The following is a 23088-nucleotide window of genomic DNA, read 5'->3' as shown; positions in this document are numbered from 1 at the left end:
GAACGGAAGGTGGACCCGGGTGCCCAAGATCGTCGATCATGACCGACGGCGGATCGAACTGGTCGAGGCGACGTGGCGGATCATTGCACGGCTGGGACTCGAGCGGGCGACCATGCGCGAGATCGCCGAGGAGGCGGGGTTCGCCAACGGCGCGCTGAAGCCCTATTTCCCGACCAAGAACGAGCTGGTCCAGGCGACCTTCGAATACGTCTTTGCGCGGACCAATGAACGGATCCGCGTCGCCGCCGAGGGGCTGGAAGGGCTGTCCGCATTGCGGGCCTTCTGCCGCGAGGTCCTGCCGCTGGATGCCACCCGGCTGGACGAGGCCCGCATCGTGGTCCCGTTTTGGCATGTGGCCATCCATGATCCCGCGAAGGCCCAGCTGAACGACGGTTCGATGGCCGTATGGCGGGAGTGGATGACCGGCTGGTTCGAGCAGGCCCGGCATGCCGGGGAGGTGCGGGCCTCCGTGGTGGTCGACCCGGCGGTCGAAGTGCTGCTCACCTATCTGCTCGGCGCGCAGGTGACGGCGACGCTGGACCCGGACCATGCCGCTCCGGCGCGACTGCGGCGCCAGCTGGACGCCCATTTGGACCTGTTCGCCCCCTGATCTGTTTTTCGACAAACGGAGAAAATAGTGACTTTCCGGCGGGAACGGCGTACCTTGACTCCCATGTGACACCCATCACCGAGCGACAGGAGCACCATGACGGTGACGGACTCCCACCCCCTGGCCCACCGGGCGGAAGACTTCGCCCGCTGGCGTGAAATCGTCTCGGCCTCCTTCGTCCCGCTGGAGGCCGACCCCGTCGGGCCGGGCCCATTCGCCGGCCAGGTCTCCGGCCGGGAACTCCACGATCTGGCGGTCGTCGAGGTCGACGCCATGGCCCACCGGGTCCGGCGCACTCCCGCGCTCATCAACGACGGCGGCACCGGCTACTACAAGGTCAGCCTGCAACTCAGTGGCCAGGGCTTCCTGGTCCAGGACGGGCGGGAAGCGGTCCTCGCCCCGGGCGATCTGGCCATCTACGACACCGAGCGCCCCTACACGCTGAGCTTCCACGAGGAGTTCTCCACGCTGGTGCTCATGTTCCCCAAACGCCTCATCGGGCTGGACGACGTGGACCTCTCGGTGCTGACCGCCCAGCGGCTGGGTGCCGACGACCCGGTCGCCGGTGCGCTGGTGTCCTGCATCGCCCGGATCGGTGACGTGCTGCCCGCGGTGGACGAGACCATCGGGTACCGGCTGGCCCGCAATGCCGTGGACCTGCTCGGCACCATCCTGGCCACCGAGGTGCACAGCGGGCCCCGCCTTGCCGGATTCGAACGGACGCTGCAGCTCCAGCGGATCAAGGACCACATCGAACAGCACCTTGCCGATCCCACACTGGGGCCGGGAGGCATTGCCGCGGCGCACTTCATCTCCGCACGGACCCTGCACAAGCTGTTCGAACCCACCGGGACCACCGTCGCCGCATGGATCCGCCGGCGGCGTCTGGAGAACGCCCACCGGGAATTGCTGGACCCGCTCTTGTCAGGCCTTCCCGTGGGCATCATCGGTGCCCGCAGCGGGCTTCCCGATGCCGCGCATTTCAGCCGGGCGTTCCGTGCCGAATACGGCTACGCGCCGAGTTCTCTGCGCACCACCGCCTGAACGTTGCGGCGGCCGGCTGCTACTTCTTCCACTTCCGTTCCGGCGGGGTCCAGACGGACAGGCGTGCCAGGAGTTCGTCCACATCACTGCTGACGATCAGTGCGTCACGGTACGTGGAGGCCAGGAAACCCCGGTCGACCATCGCATCGATCATCGCCAGCAGCGGGTCCCAGAAACCATCGACGTTGAAGAGGGCCACCGGTTTGGCATGGATGCCCAGGTGCTGCCACGTCCACGCCTCGAAGAACTCCTCCAGGGTCCCCGCGCCCCCGGGAAGGGCGACGAAGGCGTCCCCGAGTGATGCCATCCGGTCCTTGCGTTCGTGCATGGTGCCCACGATCTCCAGCGTGGTCAGTCCGGTATGCGCGGTCTCCCCGTCGACGAGGGCCTGGGTGATGACCCCGTGGACCGGGCCGCCGGCGTCGAGGGCGGCATCGGCGACCTGGCCCATGAGCCCCACGTGTCCGCCGCCGTAGACGATGCCGACGCCCCGGCGGGCCAACCCCGCGCCGAGCCGGCCGGCGGCCAGCCGATAGGCCTCCCCCTCACCGGTCTTGGAGCCGGTGAAGACGACGAGGTTTCCCGGCAGGGGCCGCGCCCGACCGGTGATGGCCGGCAGCACCTGTTCGGTCAGCAGCGGGGCCAGATCGGCCGGCCATGCGGCCGTCGGGTCGAGCCAGCGCAGTTCCGCGATCTCCGCCGTCGCGGTCGGCTCGGCCTGCGAGGGGTGTTCGAAGACCGTGGCCACCAGCTCGAATCCGGGCTCGTTGGCGGCGGCGCAGCGGAAGACCCCGATCTCCCGCAAACCCTCTGGCTCCAGCCGGACGCCGATCTCCTCGGCGCATTCGCGCAGAGCCGTCTCGGCCGCCGATTCCCCGGCTTCGGGTTTGCCCCCGGGGAACATGAACCGTTCAGTTCCCCTCTTGCGCACGGTGAGGACCTCGCCGGCTGCATTGCGCACGACGACGGCGCTGACATGGATGATCTGTTCGGCTTCGCTGTTCACCCTCCCACGCTATCGGCAGAGGCCCCTGCGCCGGGGGACAAGAGGGCGACACGCAAAGCCAAAGCCGCCGGACGTGACCCGGGGCACAGTGGAATCGAGACCGGTTCCGTCACGATCCGGAGAGCAGCCACCAGGAGGAACCGTGTCCACCAGCAACGCCCCACACCAGGTCCGACGGGCCCCGGCGGCCGACGCCGGATTGGGCCGACGCCGGCTCGGGATCCCGGCGCTGGTCTTCATGATCATCGCCGCCTCCGCCCCGCTGACCGTCGTCGCCGGCGGAGTGACCAGCAACTACGCGGTCACCGGCTTGCTGGGCATCCCGTTGTCCTTCGTGGTGCTGGGGGTGGTGCTCATCCTCTTTGCCGTCGGCTACCTGGCCATGAGCCGCCACGTCCACAACGCCGGCGCCTTCTATGCCTACATCTCGCGCGGGCTGGGCAAGCCGGCCGGCGTCGGCTCCGCCTGGGTCGCGCTGATCGCCTACAACGCCATGCAGATCGGCATCAACGGGCTGTTCGGCTTCGCACTCTCCTCCTTCGTGGCCCACCTGACCGGCGCCCAGATCCCCTGGTGGCTTTGCTCGCTCGCCGGCTGGCTGGTGGTGGGGATCCTCGGGGTGAACAAGGTCGACCTCTCGGCCAAGGTGCTGGGCATCCTGGTCGCCCTGGAATTCCTCGTCGTCATCATCTATGACGTGTTCGCGTTCGGCAACGCCCCGGAGGGCATCAGTGGCGCATCGCTGGAGCCGTCCTCGCTGTTCACCACCGGCGTCGGGGCGGCGCTGGCCTTCAGCATCGCCGCCTTCATGGGGTTCGAATCCGGTGCCATCTACAACGAGGAGACCAAGGACCCGCGGACCACCGCGCGGCGGGCCACGTATATTGCCGTCATCGTCATCGCCGTGTTCTACGCGTTCTCCGCCTGGGCCATGGCCGTGGCCGAGGGCGACAGCCAGGTCGTGGGCAGGTCCCAGGAGTTCGGGCCCGACCTGATGTTCGTGTTCCTGGCCGACCACGCCGCTACCTGGTTCGTGGACCTGGCGAACCTGCTGTTCATCACCAGCTTGCTCGCCGCGCTGGTGGCCTTCCACAACGTCGTGGCACGCTACGTCTTCGCCCTGGGCCGCGAGAGCGTGCTGCCGGCGGCCCTGGCGCGCGTCTCTCGACGCACGGGTGCCCCGGTGGCCGGTTCCCTCGTGCAGTCGGTGATTGCCCTGATCGTCATCATCGTCTTCGCGATCGCCGGTACCGGACACGAATACGGGGCACTGTTCCCGGTCCTGACGCTGTTCACTTGGTTGACCAACATGGGGGCGTTCGGCCTGGTCCTGCTCATGGCGCTGACGTCCTTCGCCGTCGTCGGGTTCTTCCGCCGCACCCCCTCGGGCCACGGAATCTGGACGACGACGGTGGCACCGCTGGCAGCCGGTGTCGCCCTGACCGTGTTGTTCGGCATGATCGTGGCCAACTTCGACGTGCTCATCGGACTCGAGCAGACCGGGGTGCTCAGCTGGCTGCTGCCGGCGATCGTCGTGCTCCCCGGAGTCGCCGGCGTGATCGGCGCCTACTGGCTGCGCTCGGCACGCCCGGGCGTCTATGCGGGGATCGGCCGCGGCGGCGTGGATCCGGATGAACTCGACTAGCTGACGGGCAGGCTGATGTCGACGCGTTCGGAACGGGCCCGCAGGATGGCCTTGACCGAGGCGGTGGCCGCCCCGCCCGGGGCGACCCCGGTGACGATGTAGGTCCCGGTCGGGGGCAGGTCCAGCACGTAGTGGCCGTCCGCGTCGGTGCGGGTCGCCGCCACGAAGTCCCCGACCCCGGCGTTCAACGTCACCAGGGCGTCGCCGACCGGGTGCCCGGAGCGCTCGACGAGCCCCTCGAGGGAGAGCTGGTCGAGCAGCTCGAGGTCGTGCTCGGTGTCGCCGCCGGAGAAGTCGACGCATTGGGACCGTGGCGCCCAGCCGCCGGCATTGGCCACCACCACGTAGCGGCCCGGCCCGGGCAGTGCCGCGGTGAAGTGGCCGTCGCGGTCGGTGCGGGCCCAGTCCCCGGGGACCCCGTCCTCACGGACGAACGTCACCACTGCGGGGCTGGGCAGGCCGGTGCGTCCCTGCATCGACAGGCGTCCGTGCACCAGGGTTTCCTCGACGTCATCTGCCGCCTTCACGGTGTGGCTGCCGCCGGGAATGAACAGGGCGATGCCGATGCCGATCGTCGCTGCCACCGCGGCCAGCCAGAAGGACAGGTGCAGCGCATCGAGCGAGGGGACGGGGACGCCGTCGTACTTGATGACCATGGCGGAGAGGATGAGCCCGGTCAGGGCGCTGGCCACCGAGGTGCCCATGGAGCGGACCAGGGCATTGACGCCGTTGGCCGACGCGGTCTCGGTGATGGGCACCGCTGCCATGATCAGGGTGGGCATCGCGGCGTAGGAGAAGGCGACGCCGACGTTGACCAGGGTGGCGCCGACGATGATCTCCCAGACGCTGTTGTCGAAGAAGACGCGGCCCACATAGGTGGCGGCCATGATCGCGCTGCCGAACACGATGGCTGTCTTGCCGCCCCAGCGGTTGATCATCGCGCCGGCCACGGGGGCGAGCACCACCATGGCCAGCCCGGAGGGCACCATGGCCAGGCCGGCCATCAGCACCGAGAGGCCGAAGGCATACCCCGTGCCGCTGGGGACCTGGAGCTGCTGGGTGGTGACGAGCATGTTCACGAACATCGCCACGCACATGAAGAACGAGGCGATGTTGGTCAGCAGGACGGGGCGTTTGACGGTGGTGCGCAGGTCGACCATGGGCTGGTTGATCCGCAGCTGCAGGGGGATCCATCCGGCCAGCAGGGCCAGGGAGAGCGCGAACAGTCCCAGGACCAGGGGGCTGGACCAGCCCCAGCTCGCACCCTTGGAGATCGCCAGCAACGCCGCGGTCAGGATGAGGGACAGCACCAACGCCCCCAGCACGTCGAAGCGTCCCGGCGTGGTGATCTTCGATTCCTCCACCAGCAACAGGACACCGACGATGAACACCGCGCCCAGGGCTGCCGAGACCCAGAACAGCGACTCCCAGCCGAAGGCGTTGAACAACAAGCCGGAGAGCGGCATGCCCAGGGCGGCACCGATGCCCAACGTGGCACTCATCAAGGCGACGGCCGAGGCCACCTTCTCCTTGGGGAGTTCGTCGCGCAGCACCGAGATGCCCACCGGGATCAGCGAGGAGGCGAAGCCCTGCATCGCGCGTCCGGCGATGAGTGCGGGGAACGTGCCGCCGACGGCTGCCACGAGCGAGCCGATCGTCATGACGACCAGTGCCAGCAGCAGCATCTTGCGTTTGCCGTACATATCGGCCATGCGGGAGATGATCGGGGTGAAGATCGCCGCGCTGAGCAGGGTCGCGGTGACCAGCCAGGAGGAATCATCTGCCGAGACGCCCAGGATGTGGGGGAACTCCGGCAGCAACGGGACCACCAGGGTCTGTTGGAGGGAGACGACCATGCCGCACAGGGCCAGGACTGAGGTGGTGGCCCACGCGGGGACGGAGCGAAGCGGCACGGGACGTGGCCTTCCGGGGGAAAACGGAGGGGCGAACGGCCGTTGACCCCCCAGTCAGGCAACACCGTTGCCTAGGTCAACGTCAAGGCGGTGGCTGCCGCGGGCGACACACTGCGTCGCGGGTTGCCGCCGGTGGGATTCGCAGCACCTGGGCGCGGACGAGGACGCCCCCGCCACCTGTCCTGCAGGTAGCGGGGGCGTCCGGTGGTGATCGTGCGGGCTACGCGGCCAGTGGTGCGCTGGCCGCGGTGCCGGTGACCTGCAGCTGGTCCCCGTGGGCCGCCACGGTGACCGAGCCGCCGTCGTGCACCTGTCCGCTGACCAACAGGTCGGCGATCGCGTCATCGACCTCGCGCTGGATGACCCGGCGCAGCGGGCGCGCCCCGTATTCGGGCTCGTAGCCGTGCTCGGCGATCCAATCCACCGCGCTGTCGTCGATGGTGAAGGAGATGTCCTGGGCCGTCAGCCGTGCCTCGGTGTCGCGCAGCTGCAGTGACACGATCCGGCGCAGCTCGGCCTTCTCCAGCTTGCGGAAGAGCACGATCTCGTCGATCCGGTTCAGGAACTCCGGCCGCATCGTCTCGCGCAGCCGGCCCATGACCCGGTCACGCAGTGCCTTCTCGGAGCCGAAGCCGGTGGTGTCGCCGGATTGCGGGTTGAAGCCCATGGCCCCGGTCTTGCTGGCCAGGAACTCCGATCCGAGGTTGGACGTCATGATGACCACCGTGTTGCGGAAGTCGACCGTGCGGCCCTGCCCATCGGTGAGGCGTCCGTCGTCCAGGACCTGCAGCAACAGGTTGAACACGTCGGGGTGCGCCTTCTCCACCTCATCGAGCAGGATGACGGAGTAGGGATTGCGGCGGACCTTCTCGGTCAGCTGCCCGGCCTCGCCGTATCCGACGTAGCCCGGAGGCGCCCCGACCAGGCGGGAGACCGTGTGGCGCTCGCCGAATTCGCTCATGTCGAAGCGCAGCAGGGCGTCTTCCTTCCCGAAGAGGGACACGGCCAACGACTTGGCCAGCTCCGTCTTGCCCACGCCCGTCGGGCCCAGGAACAGGAAGCTGCCGACGGGCCGGGACGCGTCGCCCATGCCCGTGCGGTTGCGCCGCACCGACTTGGCGATGACGGAGACCGCATCGTCCTGGCCGATGACCCGTGAGTGCAGCTCGTCTTCCAGCTTCGCCAGCCGGGCGCGATCGCCCTCGGTGAGGCGGGATGCCGGGATGCCGGTGGCGCGGGAGATGATCTGGGCGATCTGTCCCTCGTCGACCACCTCGGCGGTCGCCGCCCGCGGGGCGGTGCCGGTGGCTGCCACCTGCTCCAGGTGTTCGGTCAGCCCGGCGATCTCATCGCGCAGCTGACCGGCCTCCTCGAAGCGTTCGCCGGCCACCGCATTGCTCTTGCGCGACTCCAGGTCCGCCAGCTCGGCGCGCAGCGCCTCGACATCGACCGCCGGGCCGCGGCGCAGGCTCAGCCGGGCGCCTGCCTGGTCGATCAGGTCAATCGCCTTGTCCGGCAGGAACCGGTCGGTGAGGTACCGGGCCGAGAGCTCGACCGCGGCGCGCAGGGCACCTTCGGTGTAGGTTACGTGGTGGTGCTCGGCATACCGGTCCTGCAGGCCGGTCAGGATCTTGATGGCGTCCTCCTGGGTGGGTTCCCCCACGGTGACCGGCTGGAAACGGCGCTCCAGCGCCGGGTCCTTTTCGATGGTGCGGTATTCGCCGAGCGTGGTGGCACCGATCAGGCGCAGTTCGCCCCGGGCCAGGCGTGGCTTGAGGATGTTGCCCGCGTCCATGCCGCCGCCCTCGCCGGAGCCGCCGGCCCCGACGACGGTGTGCAGCTCGTCGATGAAGACGATGTATTCGCCGGCGTTCGAGGCGATCTCGTCCATGGTCTTGGTCAGGCGTTCCTCGAAGTCGCCCCGGTAGCGGGTGCCGGCGAGCATGCCGGGCAGGTCCAGGGAGATGACCCGCTTGCCGTGCAGTTGGGCGGGGACGTCGTCGGCCGCAACGGCCTGGGCCAGGCCTTCGGCGACGGCTGTCTTGCCGACGCCTGCCTCGCCGATGAGCACGGGGTTGTTCTTGGTGCGGCGGGCCAGGATCTCGATGGTCTGCTCGATCTCCTGTTCACGGCCGATCACCGGGTCCAGCTTGCCCTCGCTGGCCAGGGCGGTGAGGTCGGTGCCGTAGGTATCGAGCATCGGGGTCTCGGAGGCGGAAGCAGTTCCCGCGGCGTCGGGGGCCGCACCGGGCTGCCCGGCAGCTGCGGCCTGCTGCGCGGCGGCGGCACCGATGTGCTGCAGCGATTCCGGGGTGACTCCCGAGGCGGCCAGCACCTGGCCGGCGGGGGAGTCCTGGTTCAGGACGAAGGCGACGAACAGGTGTTCGGGGTCGATGTAGGTGGAGCCGAAGGCGCGGGCGACCTGCCGGGCATCCAAGAGGGCCCGCTGGGCCGAGGCCGTCAGTGACGGGGCGCCGCCATCGTGCCGGGCGGAGGTCTGCGGAAGACGCTGTTCGGCGTCGCGGACGATGGCCGCCACGTCAATGCCGGCTGCGTTCAACTGCGCTACGGGACCTTCCTGTTCGAGCATGACGCGCAGCAGGTGCAGGGCATCGATCTCGGCGTGGCCGTGCTCGGCGGCAAATCCGGCCGCCTGCGCGAGCAGCTCGTGGGTCCGGCGGCTGAGCAACCGGGTGATGTCGATGGGACGGCCTGCCTGTGGGGCGCGCTGGCCTTGCAGGTAGCGGGCCAGGAAGTCATCAAATGAGCCGTTGCCCGACCCGGTTGGTCCGAAGAACGTTGGCATTGATCCTCCAAAGGTAACTTGAGCGTCTTGCGCTCAAGTGTAGAGAGTTGAGTGTGTGTTACTCAAGTTAACGCAGGCGTGCCGGGATTATTCCTGCGCCAGGTCTTTGGCGGACTCCGATCCGGGCCGAACCTATCCCGGAGCGGGGGCCCCGAGTAGTCTGCTGGCAAGGGTTGGGTCCGACGGCCAGCCGGTCGTCGGACCCGTGCCGCAGTTTCGAGATCCCGGAGTGTGCTGACATGAAAAAGCTGATCAACGACCCCCAAGCCGTCGTCCAGGAGTCGATGGACGGATTCGGGCTGGCACATGCCGATCTGGTGTCCATCCACCGGGATCCACTCTTCGTCACCCGCAAGACGGGGCAGCAGGGCAAGGTGGGGCTGATCTCCGGTGGTGGCAGCGGCCACGATCCGCTGCATGCCGGGTACGTGGGGTACGGGATGCTGGACGCCGCCGTTCCCGGACCGGTGTTCACCTCGCCCACCCCCGACGCGATCATTCCGGCGACACGTGCCGCCGACACCGGCGCCGGCGTCGTGCACATCGTGAAGAACTACACCGGCGACGTCCTGAATTTCGAGACGGCCGCCGAGATGTGCCAGGCGGAGGGGATCGAGGTGCGCACGGTGCTGGTCAACGACGACGTCGCCGTGGAGGACTCGCTGTTCACCGCCGGGCGTCGCGGCGTGGGCGGCACGGTCCTGGTGGAGAAGATCGCCGGGGCCGCGGCCGAACGGGGGGATGGGCTCGACGACGTCGCCGCCATCGGCAACCGCGTCAACGACAACGTGCGCAGCATGGGGGTGGCGCTCGGTGCCTGCACCGTCCCGCACGCGGGGGTCCCGAGCTTCGAGCTGGCCGATGACGAAATCGAGATCGGCATCGGCATCCACGGCGAACCCGGCCGGCACCGGATTCCCCTGGAACCGGCGGACGGCATCACCGATCGCCTGCTGGAACCCATCCTGGCGGACCTGAAGCCCGTGGCGGGGGAGAAGGTCCTGCTGTTCGTCAACGGCATGGGCGCGACCCCGACCAGTGAGTTGTACATCGTCTTCCGGCGGGCGGTCCAGGTCCTGCAGGATGCCGGGCTGTCGGTGTCCCGGTCCCTGGTCGGGAACTACATCACCGCCCTGGATATGCAGGGCTGCTCCATCTCGGTCCTGCGGCTCGACGACGAGCTGACCGGGCTATGGGATGCACCCGTTGCCACCCCGGCACTGCGGTGGGGCAAGTAGATGGCCGACACCCTGGGAGCCGACTGGGCCATCGACTGGCTGCGACGCAGCGCTGCCACGGTGGCAGAACACCGCGTGGAGCTCGGCGAACTGGACCGGGCCATCGGAGACGGGGACCACGGGGAGAACCTGGACCGCGGCTTCAAGGCCCTGGTGGCGAAGCTGGACGCGGAGGCCCCACCCACCCCGGGCAGCGCCTTCAAGCTGGCGGCCATGACCCTGATGTCCACCGTTGGTGGCGCCGCGGGCCCGTTGTACGGCACTGCCTATCTGCGTGCGGCCGGCGCGGTGGGCGAAGCCGAGACCCTCGATGCCGGTGCCCTCGTGGCGGCACTGACCGCTGCGCGCGACGGTGTCGTCGCCCGGGGCAAGGCAGCGCCGGGGGACAAGACGATGATCGATGCCTGGACCCCTGCTGTGGATGCCGCCTCCGCCGCGCAGGGGCAGGGGGCGCTGGCCGTCTTGGAGGCGGCGGCCACCGCTGCCGAGGCAGGGGCCGTGGACACCGATCCGTTGATCGCGCACAAGGGGCGCGCCAGCTACCTGGGCGAACGCGCCGTGGGGCATCGCGACCCCGGGGCTGCTTCGTCGGCGCTCATCCTGCGCGCCGCTGCGGACGCGGCCGCAGGGATTGCCTCATGACCGTCGGCCTGGTGGTGGTCTCCCATAGCGCCCAGCTGGCCGCGGGCGTGGTGGAGTTGGCATCCCAGATGGCGCACGACGTGGTCCTGGTCGCGGCCGGGGGCATGGACGACGGGAGCGTGGGCACCTCGTTGGACCGGATCATGGCGGCACTGGGCGAGGCGGAGAGCGGTGACGGGGTAGTGGTCCTGGCTGATCTCGGATCGGCGGTCATGACGGCCGAGGCCGCCATCGAGTTCCTGGACCGGCCCGCCGCGGCCTGCCTGGCGGATGCGCCCCTGGTGGAGGGCGCGGTGGCGGCGGCTGTTGCGGCCCAAGGAGGGGCCGACCAGGACGCCGTGCTTCGTGCAGCGGAATCGGCGTGGAGTCCCGCCGGGTCGGCCCGACCGGGCCCGTCCGGGCCGGAGGTGGACGCTGGGGCCCCGGCGCCGCTGACGTCAGTGTTCACACTCGTCAATCCGCTGGGCCTGCATGCCCGTCCGGCGGCGGCGTTGGCGTCGGAGCTGGGTGCCCTGGACGTCGAGATCGAGATCAACGGGGTCGATGCGCAGTCGGTCATGATGCTGATGACCCTGGGCGCCGGTCAAGGCGCGGAACTGCACGTCAGCGCATCGGGTCCAGAGGCGCAGCAGGCGCTCGACGTGGTCCGGCACGCCGTCGAGACGGGCTTCGGCGAATCCTAGCGGCGCGGAACGGACGGAGAATGCCCGGCCACCCTGCCCGGCAGTACTGGTGCGGCTGAGTCGCGCATGCTGGCCGGTAGGATAACCAGCGACACCGGGCGCGAAAGCGCGCCCACCCGGGAAGGACGATGGTGGCCGAACCAGGCAACGAGCAGGAGCCGGCGCAGCGCGGATGGCTGGCGGGCAAGGTCCTGCCCGGTGGAGATGAACCGGATCCTCGGTTCACGCTGGCCAACGAACGCACCTTCCTGGCCTGGATCCGCACCTCGCTGGCGTTCCTGGCTGGCGGGATCGCCTTGGAGGCGTTTGCCTTCGACTCCTTCCCGCATGATCTGCGCCAGGCCATCTCGATCATGGTGATCTGCATTGGCCTCCTGATCAGCGCCGGGGCCGTGTTCCGCTGGCTCCGGGTCGAGACGAGCATGCGCCACCACCGTCCACTGCCGTTCCCGGCGATCATTCCCGTTCTGGGCCTGGGCGGTGCCCTGGCTGCGGCGGTCATCGTCATCGTCCTGGCAGTGTCGGGCTAGGCAGAGGATGTCCACGCCCATCACCCGCGCCCACAACGATCCCGGTCTGCAGCCGGAACGCACGGTGATGTCGTGGGGGCGGACCACGCTCTCGCTCTTCGTCGTCAGTGCCGTCTTCCTGCGCTGGATGCCGCACTACGGTTGGCCGATCCTGCTGCTGGTGGCCGTCGCCGCCGGCGGGGCGCTGGCCATCTATTTCACGCAGCGACGGCGCTACGACGTTCGTGCGCACGGGATAGCCCGCGGTCGCATAGCCGCCGATGCGGTTGCGGTGTTCTCCACTGCAGGAGCAGTGATCGTCCTGGGTGTGCTGGCGGTGGCTGTGGTGGCAACTACCTGATCGTCAGCCAGATCGTCTTCAGTTGCGTGTACTGCTCGAAGGCCTCCAAGCCATTGTCCCGGCCGCCAAAACCGGAGGTCCGGTAGCCGCCGAAGGGCGTGGTGATGTTTCCTTCGCTGTAGCCATTGATGGCCACGGTCCCGGCGCGGACGCCGCGGGCCAACCGAAGGGCCCGGTCGATGTCGCGCGACCAGATCGTCGCGGCCAGCCCGTACTCGGTATCGTTCGCCAGACGCAGCGCCTCGGACTCGTCGTTGAACCCGATGACCGCGACCACCGGTCCGAAGACCTCCTCGCGGGCGACCTGCATGTCGGGTTCGACGTCGTCGATGACGGTGGGGGCGATGTACCAACCGCCGGTCTCGGCGAGCAGTGCCTCGCCGCCGGTGACGATCCGGGCGCCGGCGGACCGGGCTCCGTCGATGTAGCCGAGGACCCGTTCCAGCGCAGATGCCTCGATGAGCGGGCCGGTGACGGTCTCCGGCGACGAGGGATCCCCGACGGTACGGACCCGCGCCTGCCGGGCGAGCTCGTCGACGAACTCGGAACGGATCGATTCGTGGACCAGGATCCGTGAGCCGGCCGAACAGTTCTGCCCGGACGCCCAGAAAGCGGCCTCCGCCAGGTCCTCGGCGACCTCGGGGAGCCGGTCGGCGTTGTCGGCCAACACGATCTGCGGGGACTTGCCCCCGCACTCCAGCGCAATGTTCTTCAGGTTGCTGTCCGCCGAGTAACGCAGGAACTCGCGGCCGACTTCGGTCGAGCCCGTGAAAGTGATCATGTCGACGTCCGGGTGCAGACCCAGCGCCCGGCCCGCGATGTGCCCCAGGCCCGGGACCACATTGAAGACGCCGTCGGGCGCCCCGGCCTCGGTGGCCAGTTCGGCGATCCGCAGCGTGGACAGCGAGGCCAGCTCCGGAGGCTTGACCACCAGCGAGTTGCCGGCCGCCAGGGCCGGGGCCATTTTCCATGCCAGCATCGCTGCGGGGAAGTTCCAGGGCAGGACGGCGCCGACCACACCGATCGGTTCGCGGACGATCAGGCCCAGTTCTCCGGAACCCGTGGGGGAGACCTTGCCGAAGACCTTGTCCACTGCCTCGGCATACCAGCGGATGGTGCCGATGGTGTCCGGCAGGTCGAACTCGTGGCAGTTGGCGATCGGCCGACCGGCGTCGATGGATTCGAGCCACGCCAACTCGTCGGTGGCGGCCTCGATGAGGTCGGCGAGGCGCAGCAGCACCGCCTTGCGCTCGGCGGGGTCCGCCTGGCTCCACGTCCCGGCTTCGAAGGCGGTACGTGCGCTGGCAACGGCGGCATCCACATCCTCCGGTCCGCAGGCGGCGATGTCGGCGATCTTCGCCCCCGTGGCGGGGGCGAGGGATTCGAACGTCTCCCCGGCGACCGCTGGACGGAACTGCCCGTCAATGTAGGCGCCGGTGCGCAGGGACGTTGTGGGGATCTCGGCCATGGGGTGACTCCGTCCGGGCTGGGGTGCTGCATTGTCCCCGATGCTAGTGGCGACGCTGCCCGGAAGCCATGGTTAGCGGGTAGGGCCCATGCCTTAGCCGGGAAGCACGACGGCGGTGCCCGGCACCAGGGTGCCACCGGTGCGCACGTGCGCGTAAATGCCCATGTTGGTGTGCCCGAAGGCCTCCTGGAGCGTCTTCAATACCGGTACGTCCCGCCGCGCCGACTCGAGGTTGACCTCGGTGGCCGTGCACCGGCCGATCTCCTTGAAGACCTCCAGCTGGATGCCTCCTGCTTCCAGCGTGCTGCCGAGCAGGTCCCGCTCGGCGAACGGCTCGAGCCCGTCGATGTAGATGTTCGCGCGGAAGCGCAGCGGGTCGACTTCGGTCCCGGCGGCGCGGGCCAGCTCGCGGATGGAGGCCAGGTTGATGATCGAGACCGCCTGCATGTCCGCGGGGTCATCGCTGCGCAACAGGTCCGGGAAGCGACGTCCGGGCTCCTCGGCGAAGACGGGCTGCCGGTCGGCGGGCAGGCCCAGCAGGGTGGCGATGCACGCGGTCAGCTCTCCCCGGCCCGCGGCGGTGGACAGGTCCGCACGCAGGAGGGCGCCGCCGTCGTGCCCCGTGGCCGGGAGCGCAGTGTCGACGCCCGGGATGGAGCGTAATTCCACGGTGTCGGTGTCCGGGAAGTACTCGCTGCGCACCCCCGCCAAGGCCGGTTCGCGCATCAGGACGTGGAATTCGCGTTTGCCCAGTGCCTGCCGGTCGCCGGGGACGTACCGGCCGTCGGCGCGGGCCAGCGCGTAGGTGCGGTCGTGGGCGAAGCCGTGGCCGGCCGCCAGGGACGCCGCGTCGAGCCGCTGCGGGCTCAGTCCCTTGATCGGGTAGTAGTACAGGGAGTCGATGGTGGGGCCGTGGCCCGGGGTCTGCTGCACGAGACCCAGTCTAGATGCGGCGGTTGCGTAGGGTGGGTTCGTGACCTCACTCATGGTGGCGGCCCTGCTCGGGGCCCTGTATGTCTGGCTGCGGCGACGGGACCGCAGGATGCTGCGCAACGGGGTGGTGCTGGTCGCCGCCGTCTGGTTTGCCATCGGTGGGGCGACCGGGCTGATCGCCCGCGTCTTCCCGCCGTTCGACTATGTCTGGCTCGCGATCCTGGCGTTGGCACCGTTGGCAGTGCTGGTGCTCGCCGGCTTCCTCATCGCCAACGGCATCACGATGCTGCGCAGTGAGGGCCGCCGGCTGGGTAACCTGCTGACCCTGCTGCTGGGGGTGGCCATCCTGGGGCTGCCGGTGCTGGCCCTGCTGCTGGTGTTCTCCGCCAACCCGCTGGCCATCGGGCTCGCGTTCCTGCTCTTCTTCCTGTGCAGCTACCTCGGCGTGGTGTTCGTGGTCTTCCTGGCCTACGCGATTGCCTATGGGCGGATGGAGCATGACGTCTCCCCGGCGGCCATCACCATCCTGGGGTCCCGCCTCATCGGGGGAAAGGTCCCGCCGCTGCTGGCCAGCCGGCTGGACAAGGCGGTGGAGCTCTACCGGGCGGCGCCGGAGCCGAAACCGGTCCTCATCCCCTCCGGCGGGCAGGGCGCCGACGAGTCGCGGCCGGAAGGGGAGGGCATGGCCGAGTACCTGATCGACGCGGGGGTCCCCGCCGCCGACGTCGCCCCGGAGAACCGGGCCCGCACCACCCGGGAAAATCTGCGCTTCTCCCGGCAGGTCCAGAAGGATGCGGGCCGTGCCGGATCCCAGCTGGTGGTCACGAACAACTACCACGTGCTGCGCGCCGCCCTGCTGGCCCGCAAGTACGACGTCGATGCCCAGGTGGTCGGATCGCCCACCGCCCGCTATTACGTGCCCAGCGCGTTCCTGCGCGAGTTCGTCGCGATCCTCAGCGAACATCGGGTCCTCAATGCGCTGCTGTGCCTGCCGTTCCTGGGCGTCACGGTTGTGCTGGTGCTGGCGGTGCTGGGGAACTCCTAGCGTTGGCCGGTTTCCACGGCTTCAGCCAGGGGGTTTCGGCCATCCCGTCCGCGGCCGCCATCAGCTCGAACCACGTGGCCCGGTCCAGGGTCTCGCGGATGATGTCGGCATGGCCGGCATGGCGGGCCGCCTCTTCGATCACATGGCAGAGCACCCAGCGCACCGACCAGGCCTCGACGTCCTGGGGGAACCAGGGAGCGCTGCGCGGGACGGGGACCGGGGCGTCCAGTTCCGCCGCGGCGACGATCCGTTGAGTGGCGGCCTCCTGGGCGTCCAGGTCCGCGAGCAACCCGGCCAATGAGTCCTCGGCCGTCATCGTGTACTGGTCGGCGTAGGTCGCCACCGCCTGCTCAAAGGGGATCTGGTCGGCGGCGGGATGCCCCGGCGCGGCGGCGATGCGGTCCACCCAGCTGGCCTCGCAGGCGGTGACGTGCTTGATCAGTGCGCCCACGGAGAGCGCGGAGACCGTCGGGGTGGAGCGGGCCTGGTCATCCGTCAGGCCGAAGGCGATGGTGCGCAGGTTCTGGCGTTGTTGGGACAGGAAGGCAAGCAGTGCCGATTTCTCGTCGGCGACGGGGCCGGGCATGGCAGGCATGGTGGATCCTTTCGTGGGGATGGGCGGGTGCGGTTAGCGGGTGCGGTGCGTGTAGAGGTCGCGCAGCAGGGAGATCTCGGCGCCGTGGTGGATGACCTCGCGGTGGATGTGCAGCACCAGGGTGGCCATCGGCAGCTCGCCGAAGGGCCCTTCCGCCGGGCCGCAGGGCTCCGCCAAGGCCTCCTCGTCGAGGCTGGCGATTCCTGTCATCCAGCGGGAGTGGGCCGCATCGAGCTGGGCCAGCGCCCCCGCTGCGGTGCCGGCGTAGTCGTGGGACCTGTAGGTGTCCTCCGGGCCGCCGAAATGGCTGGCGTTGCGCTCGCCGAAAACCCCCACGATGAGATGTCCCAGACGCCAGGCGATGGTCGTGAACGGTGGTGGCGTGGGTTCGGGGAATGCGAAGTCGATGACGTGTTCCCCACTGCCGGCGGCCACCAGGCCGGGTGCATCCGGTCCGGCCTGGCCGCGGGGCCTGACGGTCCAACATCCCGGGACGGGTTCCCAGCGGTATTCGTCATCGGTCAGGCCCTCGAGCCGGGGACGCAGCTGGTGCTCCCAATGCCAGGCGAGTTGTTCGGTCAGTTCGTGGGTCCAATCGATGCGGTTCGCGGTCGTGGACTGCTCTGCTGGTGTGCTCATGGAACCAGTCTCCGGCCAATGTAGGACAGCTTCTGTCCGCTACCTGTGGGAGGCTGTGGCCATGGACGAAACGCTTCGACGGGTTCTGGGTCTGCTCAACCTGTTGCAGTCACGGCCGGTGTGGACCGGGACCGAACTGGCAGCCGAACTCGGGGTCACCACCCGCTCCATCCGCCGTGACGTCGAACGCCTGCGCCGCCTCGGCTACCCGATCCGTGCCACCCAGGGAGTCGGCGGCGGGTACCAGCTCGGTGCCGGCAAGGCCCTGCCGCCGCTGCTGCTCGACGACGGTGAAGCCGTGGCGGTGGCCGTCAGCCTGCGGCTGGCCGCCGGCGGGTCCGTGTCCGGTGTCGGGGAGGCCGCCCTGCGCGCCCTGTCCAAACTCGACCAGATGCTGCCCGCCCGGTTGCGGGCCCCGGTGGAGGCGGTGGCCAGCTCCACGCTCTCCCTCGAGGGGGTGCGCGGCGGTGAACTGGTGCCGTCGTCCCGGTTGCTGGAGTTGGCGCATGCCATCCGCACCCCCGCGGTGGTCACCTTTGCCTACACGGCTGCGGGTCCCGACGCGGTATCCGCCGAACGCCGGGCGGAGCCGTACCGGTTGGTTTCCGCCGGGCGGCGCTGGTACCTGATGGCCTTCGACCTGGAGCGTGACGCGTGGCGCACCTTCCGGCTGGACCGGATCGGCACGGTCCACGCCACCGGTTTCCGGTTCACCCGGCGCGAGGCTCCCGACCCCGCCGAATTCGTCCAGGCCGCGATCTCGCAGAATCCCTATGCCCACATCGCCCGGGTGCGGATCGAGGCTCCGGCGGAGACGGTCCGTGCGCAGCTCCCAGCCACCGTCGCCAGTGTCGAGGCCGAGGGGGAGGACGCGTGCATCCTCACCGCCGGCGGCAATTCGCTGGAGTTCGTGGCGCTCCACGTCGCCCTGCTCGGCCATGAGGCCACCGTGCTCGAACCCCCGGAACTGCGACCGGTCCTGCGCGACCTGGGAGCCCGGCTGGGGCGCATGGGTCGGCGGGAGCCGGGGCGCACCTAGACTGGAAACCGCCACGCCAGCACGCCACCGAACCCGAAGGGGCACGATGAGAACACGCTTGAGGACCGCGGCCACGGCCGTCCTGATCTGCGCGGCCCTGCCGCTGGCCGCCTGCACGACGCCGGAATCCGGCTCCTCCGCCTCGGGCACCCCGGCTGCCTCCAGCGGTGCTGGCGGCTCGAGTCCGGCCACCGCGTCGGCGAACACCACCACCGCCTCGGCCAGCGGGAGCACTGACCCGGCACCGTCGTCGTCCTCCGCGGGCAGCGAACAGGCCTCGTCGACCCCGGCGGATTCCGCGGCGCAGCAGCGCCTGGAGAAGCTCACCCTGCAGCAGCGGGTGGGACAGGTCCTCATGATGGGCGTCCCCGCGACCGGTGCCGGCGCATCCGGGCTGGCGATCATGAAGCAGCAGCACATCGGCAACACGTTCCTCAAGGGACGCAGCACCGCCGGAGTGGACGCGACCGCCGCGGCGGTGAAGAAGATCGAGGCGACCGCCACGCAGCAGGTCACCGGGGGTGTCGGGCAATTCATCTCCACCGACCAGGAGGGCGGCAAGGTTCAGGTCCTGAAGGGCACGGGCTTCTCCACCATCCCCGCCGGCATCACGCAGGGATCCTGGGATCCGCAGACCCTTCAACAGCGCGCGACCGGGTGGGGCAAGGAACTCGCAGGCGCGGGCATCAACGTCAACCTGGCACCGGTGGCGGACACGGTCCCGGAGTCGATCGGCACCGGCAACGCGCCGATCGGGGCGTTCGGGCGCGAATACGGCCACACCCCGCAGGCCGTCACCGCCGGTTCCTCGGCCTTCGCCGCCGGCATGGAAGCCGCAGGCGTGGCCCCGGTGATGAAGCACTACCCGGGGCTGGGCAAGGTCAGCCAGAACACCGACGTCTCCCATGGGGTGACCGACACGGTGACCACGCGTGATGACTCGTCGTTGGAACCGTTCCAGGCAGGCATCGATGCCGGCGCTGACTTCATCATGCTCTCCAGCGCCTACTACTCGAAGATCGACCCGAAGAACCCGGCGGCCTTCTCCGATACGGTCATCAACTCCATGCTGCGCGGGGACCAGGGCTTCGAGGGCATCGTCATCTCCGACGACATGTGCGACGCCACCCAGTTCCGCGACTGGAAGTATGCCACCCGCGCGAAGAAGTTCTTCGACGCCGGGGGCACCATGATGCTCTGCGTCAACCAGGACGCCATCCCGGCCATTGCCGAAGGCCTGGTGGCCCAGGCCAAGGCCGATCCTGAGTTCCGGAAGACCATCGACGCCGCGGCGTTGAAGGTGCTCACCGTCAAGGACGGGCTGTAAGGGCCCCCGCAGTTCCCCGGCCCTCCAGCTGCAGATGCTGTGGCCCGAGCTCGGCGATGCTGGAGACCCCCAGCAGGGTGGTGGCCACGCGCATCTGCTCGGCCAGGATGTCCAGCACGCGCTGCACTCCTTGTTGTCCGCCGGCCATCAGGCCGTACATGTAGGCCCGTCCGATGAGGGTGAAGTCGGCGCCCGCGCAGAGTGCCGCGACGATGTCCCCGCCGGACATGATGCCCGAATCGAGGATGAGTTCGACGTCGGGGCCCACCTCCGCCCGTATGGCCGCCACCTGGTGCAGGCTGGCCGGGACCTGGTCCAGTTGCCGGCCTCCATGGTTGGAGACCACCAGGCCATCGGCTCCGGCGTCGAGTGACTTGCGGGCGTCCTGTGCCGTGAGCACCCCCTTGACGAAGAGCCGGCCCGGCCAGACCGAGCGCAGCCAGCGCAGGTCATCGAGCGAGAGCGTGGGGTCGAACATGGAATTGATCAGGTCCGGCAGCGAGTGCGAGGTCCCGCTGAGCGAGGCGAACTTCAGCGAATCGGTGGTCAGGAAGTTGAACCACCACCCGGGCCGATAGGAGGCGTCGAGCACCGTCTTGAGGTTCAGCTGCGGCGGAATGGTCATCCCGTTGCGTACGTCGCGGAGCCGCTGGCCGGCGATGGCCGTGTCCACGGTGACCATGAGGGTGTCGTAACCGGCCGCCGCAGCACGATTGACCAGCTCCAGCGAGGCCTCGTGGTCGTTCCACAGGTAGAGCTGGAACCAACGCCGGGCGTTCGGCTGGAAGGCGGCGACCTCCTCGATGGACCGGGTGCCCATGGTCGAGAGCGTGTAGGGGATGCCGGTGGCTGCCGCCGCACCGACCCCGGCCTCCTCGCCCTCGGCATGCATGAAGCGGGTGAATCCGGTGGGGGCGATGCCCACCGGCAAGGCCGAAGGGGCGCCGGCGATGGTCGTGGACAAGTCCACCGCGGCATGGCCGCCGAGAATTCCCGGGAGCAGTTCGACGTCAGCGAAAGCCCGTCGGTTGCGCTCCAACGTCACCTCGCGGCCCGCACCGCCATCCACGTAGTCAAAGGCCGGCTTCGGCGTGCGACGCTGGGCGATCCGGCGCAGGTCCCAGACATCCGCCGCCCGGGCCAAGCGGTTGGCCCGGAAATCCAGGCCGGGACGTCCGAACTTCAGCAGCGGGCGTAGTTCGGAAAGCTGGGGGAAGTTGCGTTGCATGCGGGCTCCTTCGGACGGTGGCACCGGGCGGTCATCGGCAGGTCTGCCCCCACGCTATCGGCTGGCGGCCCGCCCCTGCCGCTCCGTGACTAGGAGGCCGCGATGTCGATGACGACCTTGACGTCGCCGTCGCGGTGCTCGAACGCCGCAGCATAGTCGTCCAGCCGGTGGCGGCGGCTGATCAATCGAGCCAACCACCCCGCATCGGCTTTCGCCAGCGCGTCGGCACCCTGTTCGTAGTGGCGCCGGTTGGCGTTGACGGTGCCGAAGACGACATCGTTTTCCAGGACCGCCGTCCGGTTCATGGCCCCGACATCCAGGGGTGTCTGCTTGCCGCTGCTGGACACGCCGGTCAGGCAGGTGATCGCGTTTTTGCCGTTGTTGGCGATCGCGTCCACGATCACCGCAGGAACCCCGGTGCACTCGATGATGATGTCCGGTTCCAGATCGGAGTCCGGGAGCGAGTCGGTGTGGAACGTTGCCCCCAGGTCCTTGACCAGCCCCGGCTTCGGACCGTCGGTGACGAGGTCGAAGACATGGACTTCGTATCCGCGCTGCACACCGAGTAGCGCCGCCAGCAGGCCGACCGGACCCGCACCGGTGACGGCGACGATCTGTGGGTCGAAGAAGGCGCGGGAGCCGATGCGTTCGATCTGCTCCCAGGCCTTGGCCACGATGGTCGTCGGTTCCAGCAGGACCCCGACCTCAGCCAGAGCTGGGTCGAGCTTGACCATGTCCTCGGGGTTGCCCCTCCACTGTTCGCGGCCGAAGCCGTCCAGCGAGGCGATGCCGTGTTCGGTGTATTTTCCGTTCAGGCACATGTCCCATTCCCCGGCGGCGCAGGCGGCGCAGGGAACCGGGTCGGGACGGCGCACGATGCCCACGACGAGATCCCCCGGGGAAAACCCGGACCCGTCCGCGGCCTCGCTGACCCGGCCGAGGTTCTCGTGGCCGAGCACCAGCAGATCCTGCCCCTCCGGGGCCGTGCCATATTCGGCATTGATGATTTCCCGGTCCGTTCCGCACAGGCCGATGGACAAGGCATCGACCAGGATGCTGCCATCGGCCTTCGCGGGGGAGTCCATGTCATTCAGGGCCAGCGAATCCTTGGTTCCGGGCGTGACGGTCAGGGCTTTCATGGACGCTCCTTCGGGGGATGGCGGGTTTCCTCCAGTATTGCCCTCCGCGGCGCCTACGTCATGGGTACGCGCGGTGGGCGCGTTGCCGGGAGACGATCTGGGTGCCCACGAGGCGGAGGGCTAGATTGGGGAAAAAGGCCGGTGGAAGTGAAAGGCGGGTGCGGACATGCCCCTGTGGCTGCAGGCCCAGATGTGGGGCACGATTGCCGGTGGTGCGCTGGTCGTGGGATCCGGGTTGTCCTGGGTGTGGACGATTCCCCCGAAGGTCGTCTCCTCCATCATGTCCTTTGGTGCGGGGGTCCTGATCTCCGCGCTGTCCTTCGACCTCGTGGCGGAGGCGGCAGACGGTGGCGGCCTCTGGCCGACCGTGGCCGGTTTTCTCGCCGGGGCCCTGGCCTATGTTGCGGCCAATGCCCTGCTGGAACGTCGCGGTGCCAAGCACCGCAAGCGTTCCAACGGCAAGCAACCCTCGGAGGATCAGCACCCGGGAAGCGGAACTGCCATCGCCATCGGTGCGCTGCTCGACGGGATCCCCGAATCGGTCGTCCTGGGGCTGGGGCTGGTCAGCGGCGGGGCCGTCAGCCCGGCCATGTTGGCGGCGGTCTTCATCTCCAATGTCCCGGAGGGGCTTTCCAGTACAGCGGGCATGAAGAAGGGCGGGCGCAGCGCCGGCTATGTGTTCGGTGTGTGGGGAGGAATCGCGTTGATCTCGGGGATTTCCGCGCTGGTTGGATACGCGGCGCTGCAGAACGCGCCGGCGGAAGTGGTCGCATTCATCACCGCAGTGGCCGCCGGAGCCATCCTGGCCATGCTCGCGGACACGATGATCCCGGAGGCGTTCGAGGAACACCATCTGCTGACCGGGCTCATCGCCTCCCTGGGATTCCTGGCGGCCTTCACCATCAGCACCCTGGGTGGGTGACGGCCCGGCAGCCGTAGCAGCGGGCTAACCGCTGAAGGGCATCCGCGGGATTTTGGGCCGGCCGTCAGCGCCCAGACCGTAGGCCCGGGTGGCGATCTTGTTGGCCAGGTCCTCGTTGATCCGGTATTTGTAGACCGGGCCCGCAGTTTTCCCGCCTGCCGCGGATTGGGCGGCGTGGGCCGCTGGGGCGATGATCTTCTCGTGCACACGGCGCCGCTTGAACAGGCTCATGATGACCTCCTCGTCACTGCCACAAGATGTCCTGGCTCTTTCAGGATACGCCGGAAACCGCTGGA

The 23088-nt window shown here is 69.0% G+C and carries 22 protein-coding genes; 12 read left to right on the top strand and 10 right to left on the bottom strand.

The genetic code is table 11. The features are described from left to right. Positions 1–19: 19 nt before the first annotated feature. Positions 20–610, top strand: coding sequence for a TetR/AcrR family transcriptional regulator (locus tag ABD088_RS01385; protein ID WP_343899581.1), 591 nt, complete (start codon positions 20–22; stop codon positions 608–610). A gap of 96 nt (positions 611–706) precedes the next feature. Further along, positions 707–1654 carry an AraC-like ligand-binding domain-containing protein gene (locus ABD088_RS01380; RefSeq protein WP_343899580.1) on the top strand — a complete coding sequence of 316 codons (948 nt, stop codon included), beginning with the start codon at positions 707–709 and terminating at the stop codon, positions 1652–1654. A 19-nt stretch (positions 1655–1673) separates the two neighbouring features. Here ABD088_RS01380 and ABD088_RS01375 read toward each other — a convergent pair whose 3' ends face one another. Next, positions 1674–2660 carry a TIGR00730 family Rossman fold protein gene (locus ABD088_RS01375; RefSeq protein ID WP_343899578.1) on the bottom strand — a complete coding sequence of 329 codons (987 nt, stop codon included), beginning with the start codon at positions 2658–2660 and terminating at the stop codon, positions 1674–1676. A gap of 142 nt (positions 2661–2802) precedes the next feature. On the opposite strand from ABD088_RS01375, the gene ABD088_RS01370 reads away from it, so the two are divergent. Then, positions 2803–4305, top strand: a complete 1503-nt coding sequence (locus tag ABD088_RS01370; RefSeq protein WP_343899577.1) for an APC family permease — start codon at positions 2803–2805, stop codon at positions 4303–4305. On the opposite strand, the gene ABD088_RS01365 is transcribed toward ABD088_RS01370, so the two are convergent. Next, complete coding sequence (locus tag ABD088_RS01365; protein WP_343899576.1) at positions 4302–6218, bottom strand: MFS transporter; 1917 nt, start codon at positions 6216–6218, stop codon at positions 4302–4304. The genes ABD088_RS01370 and ABD088_RS01365 overlap by 4 nt on opposite strands. Before the next feature lie 220 nt (positions 6219–6438). After that, complete coding sequence (locus ABD088_RS01360) at positions 6439–9024, bottom strand: ATP-dependent Clp protease ATP-binding subunit (protein ID WP_343899575.1); 2586 nt, start codon at positions 9022–9024, stop codon at positions 6439–6441. 239 nt (positions 9025–9263) lie between these two features. Between ABD088_RS01360 and dhaK the strand changes: the two genes are divergently transcribed. The 5 genes from dhaK to ABD088_RS01335 all read left to right on the top strand — a co-directional run bounded on the left by dhaK (position 9264) and on the right by ABD088_RS01335 (position 12457). Further along, complete coding sequence (dhaK, locus tag ABD088_RS01355; RefSeq protein WP_343899573.1) at positions 9264–10262, top strand: dihydroxyacetone kinase subunit DhaK; 999 nt, start codon at positions 9264–9266, stop codon at positions 10260–10262. Beyond that, positions 10263–10904 (top strand): dihydroxyacetone kinase subunit DhaL, encoded by a 642-nt coding sequence (dhaL, locus tag ABD088_RS01350; protein WP_343899571.1) that lies wholly within the window; start codon positions 10263–10265, stop codon positions 10902–10904. It abuts the gene before it with no gap. Then, positions 10901–11587 (top strand): dihydroxyacetone kinase phosphoryl donor subunit DhaM, encoded by a 687-nt coding sequence (gene dhaM / locus ABD088_RS01345; protein WP_343899569.1) that lies wholly within the window; start codon positions 10901–10903, stop codon positions 11585–11587. Before dhaL ends, dhaM begins: the two co-directional genes overlap by 4 nt. Before the next feature lie 128 nt (positions 11588–11715). Continuing rightward, positions 11716–12117, top strand: coding sequence for a YidH family protein (locus ABD088_RS01340; RefSeq protein ID WP_343899568.1), 402 nt, complete (start codon positions 11716–11718; stop codon positions 12115–12117). 7 nt (positions 12118–12124) lie between these two features. Beyond that, positions 12125–12457 carry a DUF202 domain-containing protein gene (locus ABD088_RS01335; protein ID WP_343899566.1) on the top strand — a complete coding sequence of 111 codons (333 nt, stop codon included), beginning with the start codon at positions 12125–12127 and terminating at the stop codon, positions 12455–12457. On the opposite strand, the gene ABD088_RS01330 is transcribed toward ABD088_RS01335, so the two are convergent. Beyond that, on the bottom strand, positions 12450–13925 hold the full coding sequence (locus ABD088_RS01330; protein ID WP_343899565.1) for an aldehyde dehydrogenase: 1476 nt from the start codon (positions 13923–13925) through the stop codon (positions 12450–12452). The genes ABD088_RS01335 and ABD088_RS01330 overlap by 8 nt on opposite strands. A gap of 93 nt (positions 13926–14018) precedes the next feature. Beyond that, positions 14019–14858, bottom strand: coding sequence for an MOSC domain-containing protein (locus tag ABD088_RS01325; protein WP_343899564.1), 840 nt, complete (start codon positions 14856–14858; stop codon positions 14019–14021). 40 nt (positions 14859–14898) lie between these two features. Here ABD088_RS01325 and ABD088_RS01320 point away from each other — a divergent pair, with 40 nt between their 5' ends. Continuing rightward, the gene (locus ABD088_RS01320; protein ID WP_343899563.1) at positions 14899–15903 is read left to right on the top strand and encodes a YdcF family protein; all 1005 of its coding nucleotides are present in this window, start codon (positions 14899–14901) and stop codon (positions 15901–15903) included. On the opposite strand, the gene ABD088_RS01315 is transcribed toward ABD088_RS01320, so the two are convergent. Both ABD088_RS01315 and ABD088_RS01310 read right to left on the bottom strand, forming a co-directional pair. Beyond that, on the bottom strand, positions 15863–16498 hold the full coding sequence (locus ABD088_RS01315; protein WP_343899562.1) for a DinB family protein: 636 nt from the start codon (positions 16496–16498) through the stop codon (positions 15863–15865). The two genes, ABD088_RS01320 and ABD088_RS01315, sit on opposite strands and share 41 nt — an antisense overlap. A gap of 33 nt (positions 16499–16531) precedes the next feature. Continuing rightward, complete coding sequence (locus ABD088_RS01310; protein WP_343899561.1) at positions 16532–17137, bottom strand: DinB family protein; 606 nt, start codon at positions 17135–17137, stop codon at positions 16532–16534. Positions 17138–17198: 61 nt separating this feature from the next. On the opposite strand from ABD088_RS01310, the gene ABD088_RS01305 reads away from it, so the two are divergent. Together ABD088_RS01305 and ABD088_RS01300 are read left to right on the top strand one after the other, a co-directional pair. Next, positions 17199–18176 (top strand): helix-turn-helix transcriptional regulator, encoded by a 978-nt coding sequence (locus ABD088_RS01305; RefSeq protein WP_343899560.1) that lies wholly within the window; start codon positions 17199–17201, stop codon positions 18174–18176. 46 nt (positions 18177–18222) lie between these two features. Further along, entirely contained in the window at positions 18223–19503 is a 1281-nt protein-coding gene (locus tag ABD088_RS01300; protein WP_343899559.1) for a glycoside hydrolase family 3 N-terminal domain-containing protein, read from the top strand. Here ABD088_RS01300 and ABD088_RS01295 read toward each other — a convergent pair. Both ABD088_RS01295 and ABD088_RS01290 read right to left on the bottom strand, forming a co-directional pair. Next, entirely contained in the window at positions 19487–20731 is a 1245-nt protein-coding gene (locus ABD088_RS01295) for an alpha-hydroxy acid oxidase (protein ID WP_343899558.1), read from the bottom strand. The two genes, ABD088_RS01300 and ABD088_RS01295, sit on opposite strands and share 17 nt — an antisense overlap. Before the next feature lie 89 nt (positions 20732–20820). Then, positions 20821–21870, bottom strand: a complete 1050-nt coding sequence (locus ABD088_RS01290; RefSeq protein WP_343899557.1) for a glucose 1-dehydrogenase — start codon at positions 21868–21870, stop codon at positions 20821–20823. Positions 21871–22036: 166 nt separating this feature from the next. Between ABD088_RS01290 and ABD088_RS01285 the strand changes: the two genes are divergently transcribed. After that, complete coding sequence (locus tag ABD088_RS01285) at positions 22037–22792, top strand: ZIP family metal transporter (RefSeq protein ID WP_343899555.1); 756 nt, start codon at positions 22037–22039, stop codon at positions 22790–22792. Between the two features lie 24 nt (positions 22793–22816). Here the strand turns inward: ABD088_RS01285 and ABD088_RS01280 are convergent, their stop codons facing one another. Further along, entirely contained in the window at positions 22817–23023 is a 207-nt protein-coding gene (locus ABD088_RS01280) for a hypothetical protein (RefSeq protein WP_343899554.1), read from the bottom strand. Positions 23024–23088: the final 65 nt, after the last annotated feature.

Origin of the sequence: Arthrobacter rhombi (genome assembly GCF_039526245.1) — a bacterium.
GTDB lineage: Bacteria > Actinomycetota > Actinomycetes > Actinomycetales > Micrococcaceae > Arthrobacter_H > Arthrobacter_H rhombi.
Note: the sequence above shows the minus strand (reverse complement) of the source record. Positions and strands in the feature narration are given on the sequence as shown.

What these genes read in the sequence shown, in the direction of transcription:
- dhaK (WP_343899573.1), top strand. Translation starts at nt 9,264, where the DNA reads ATGAAAAAGCTGATCAACGACCCCCAAGCCGTCGTCCAGGAGTCGATG.
- ABD088_RS01330 (WP_343899565.1), bottom strand. Translation starts at nt 13,925, where the DNA reads ATGGCCGAGATCCCCACAACGTCCCTGCGCACCGGCGCCTACATTGAC.
- ABD088_RS01340 (WP_343899568.1), top strand. Translation starts at nt 11,716, where the DNA reads ATGGTGGCCGAACCAGGCAACGAGCAGGAGCCGGCGCAGCGCGGATGG.
- dhaL (WP_343899571.1), top strand. Translation starts at nt 10,263, where the DNA reads ATGGCCGACACCCTGGGAGCCGACTGGGCCATCGACTGGCTGCGACGC.
- ABD088_RS01380 (WP_343899580.1), top strand. Translation starts at nt 707, where the DNA reads ATGACGGTGACGGACTCCCACCCCCTGGCCCACCGGGCGGAAGACTTC.
- ABD088_RS01310 (WP_343899561.1), bottom strand. Translation starts at nt 17,137, where the DNA reads ATGAGCACACCAGCAGAGCAGTCCACGACCGCGAACCGCATCGATTGG.
- ABD088_RS01315 (WP_343899562.1), bottom strand. Translation starts at nt 16,498, where the DNA reads ATGCCTGCCATGCCCGGCCCCGTCGCCGACGAGAAATCGGCACTGCTT.
- ABD088_RS01290 (WP_343899557.1), bottom strand. Translation starts at nt 21,870, where the DNA reads ATGAAAGCCCTGACCGTCACGCCCGGAACCAAGGATTCGCTGGCCCTG.
- ABD088_RS01305 (WP_343899560.1), top strand. Translation starts at nt 17,199, where the DNA reads ATGGACGAAACGCTTCGACGGGTTCTGGGTCTGCTCAACCTGTTGCAG.
- ABD088_RS01300 (WP_343899559.1), top strand. Translation starts at nt 18,223, where the DNA reads ATGAGAACACGCTTGAGGACCGCGGCCACGGCCGTCCTGATCTGCGCG.
- ABD088_RS01285 (WP_343899555.1), top strand. Translation starts at nt 22,037, where the DNA reads ATGCCCCTGTGGCTGCAGGCCCAGATGTGGGGCACGATTGCCGGTGGT.
- dhaM (WP_343899569.1), top strand. Translation starts at nt 10,901, where the DNA reads ATGACCGTCGGCCTGGTGGTGGTCTCCCATAGCGCCCAGCTGGCCGCG.
- ABD088_RS01295 (WP_343899558.1), bottom strand. Translation starts at nt 20,731, where the DNA reads ATGCAACGCAACTTCCCCCAGCTTTCCGAACTACGCCCGCTGCTGAAG.
- ABD088_RS01360 (WP_343899575.1), bottom strand. Translation starts at nt 9,024, where the DNA reads ATGCCAACGTTCTTCGGACCAACCGGGTCGGGCAACGGCTCATTTGAT.
- ABD088_RS01335 (WP_343899566.1), top strand. Translation starts at nt 12,125, where the DNA reads ATGTCCACGCCCATCACCCGCGCCCACAACGATCCCGGTCTGCAGCCG.
- ABD088_RS01280 (WP_343899554.1), bottom strand. Translation starts at nt 23,023, where the DNA reads ATGAGCCTGTTCAAGCGGCGCCGTGTGCACGAGAAGATCATCGCCCCA.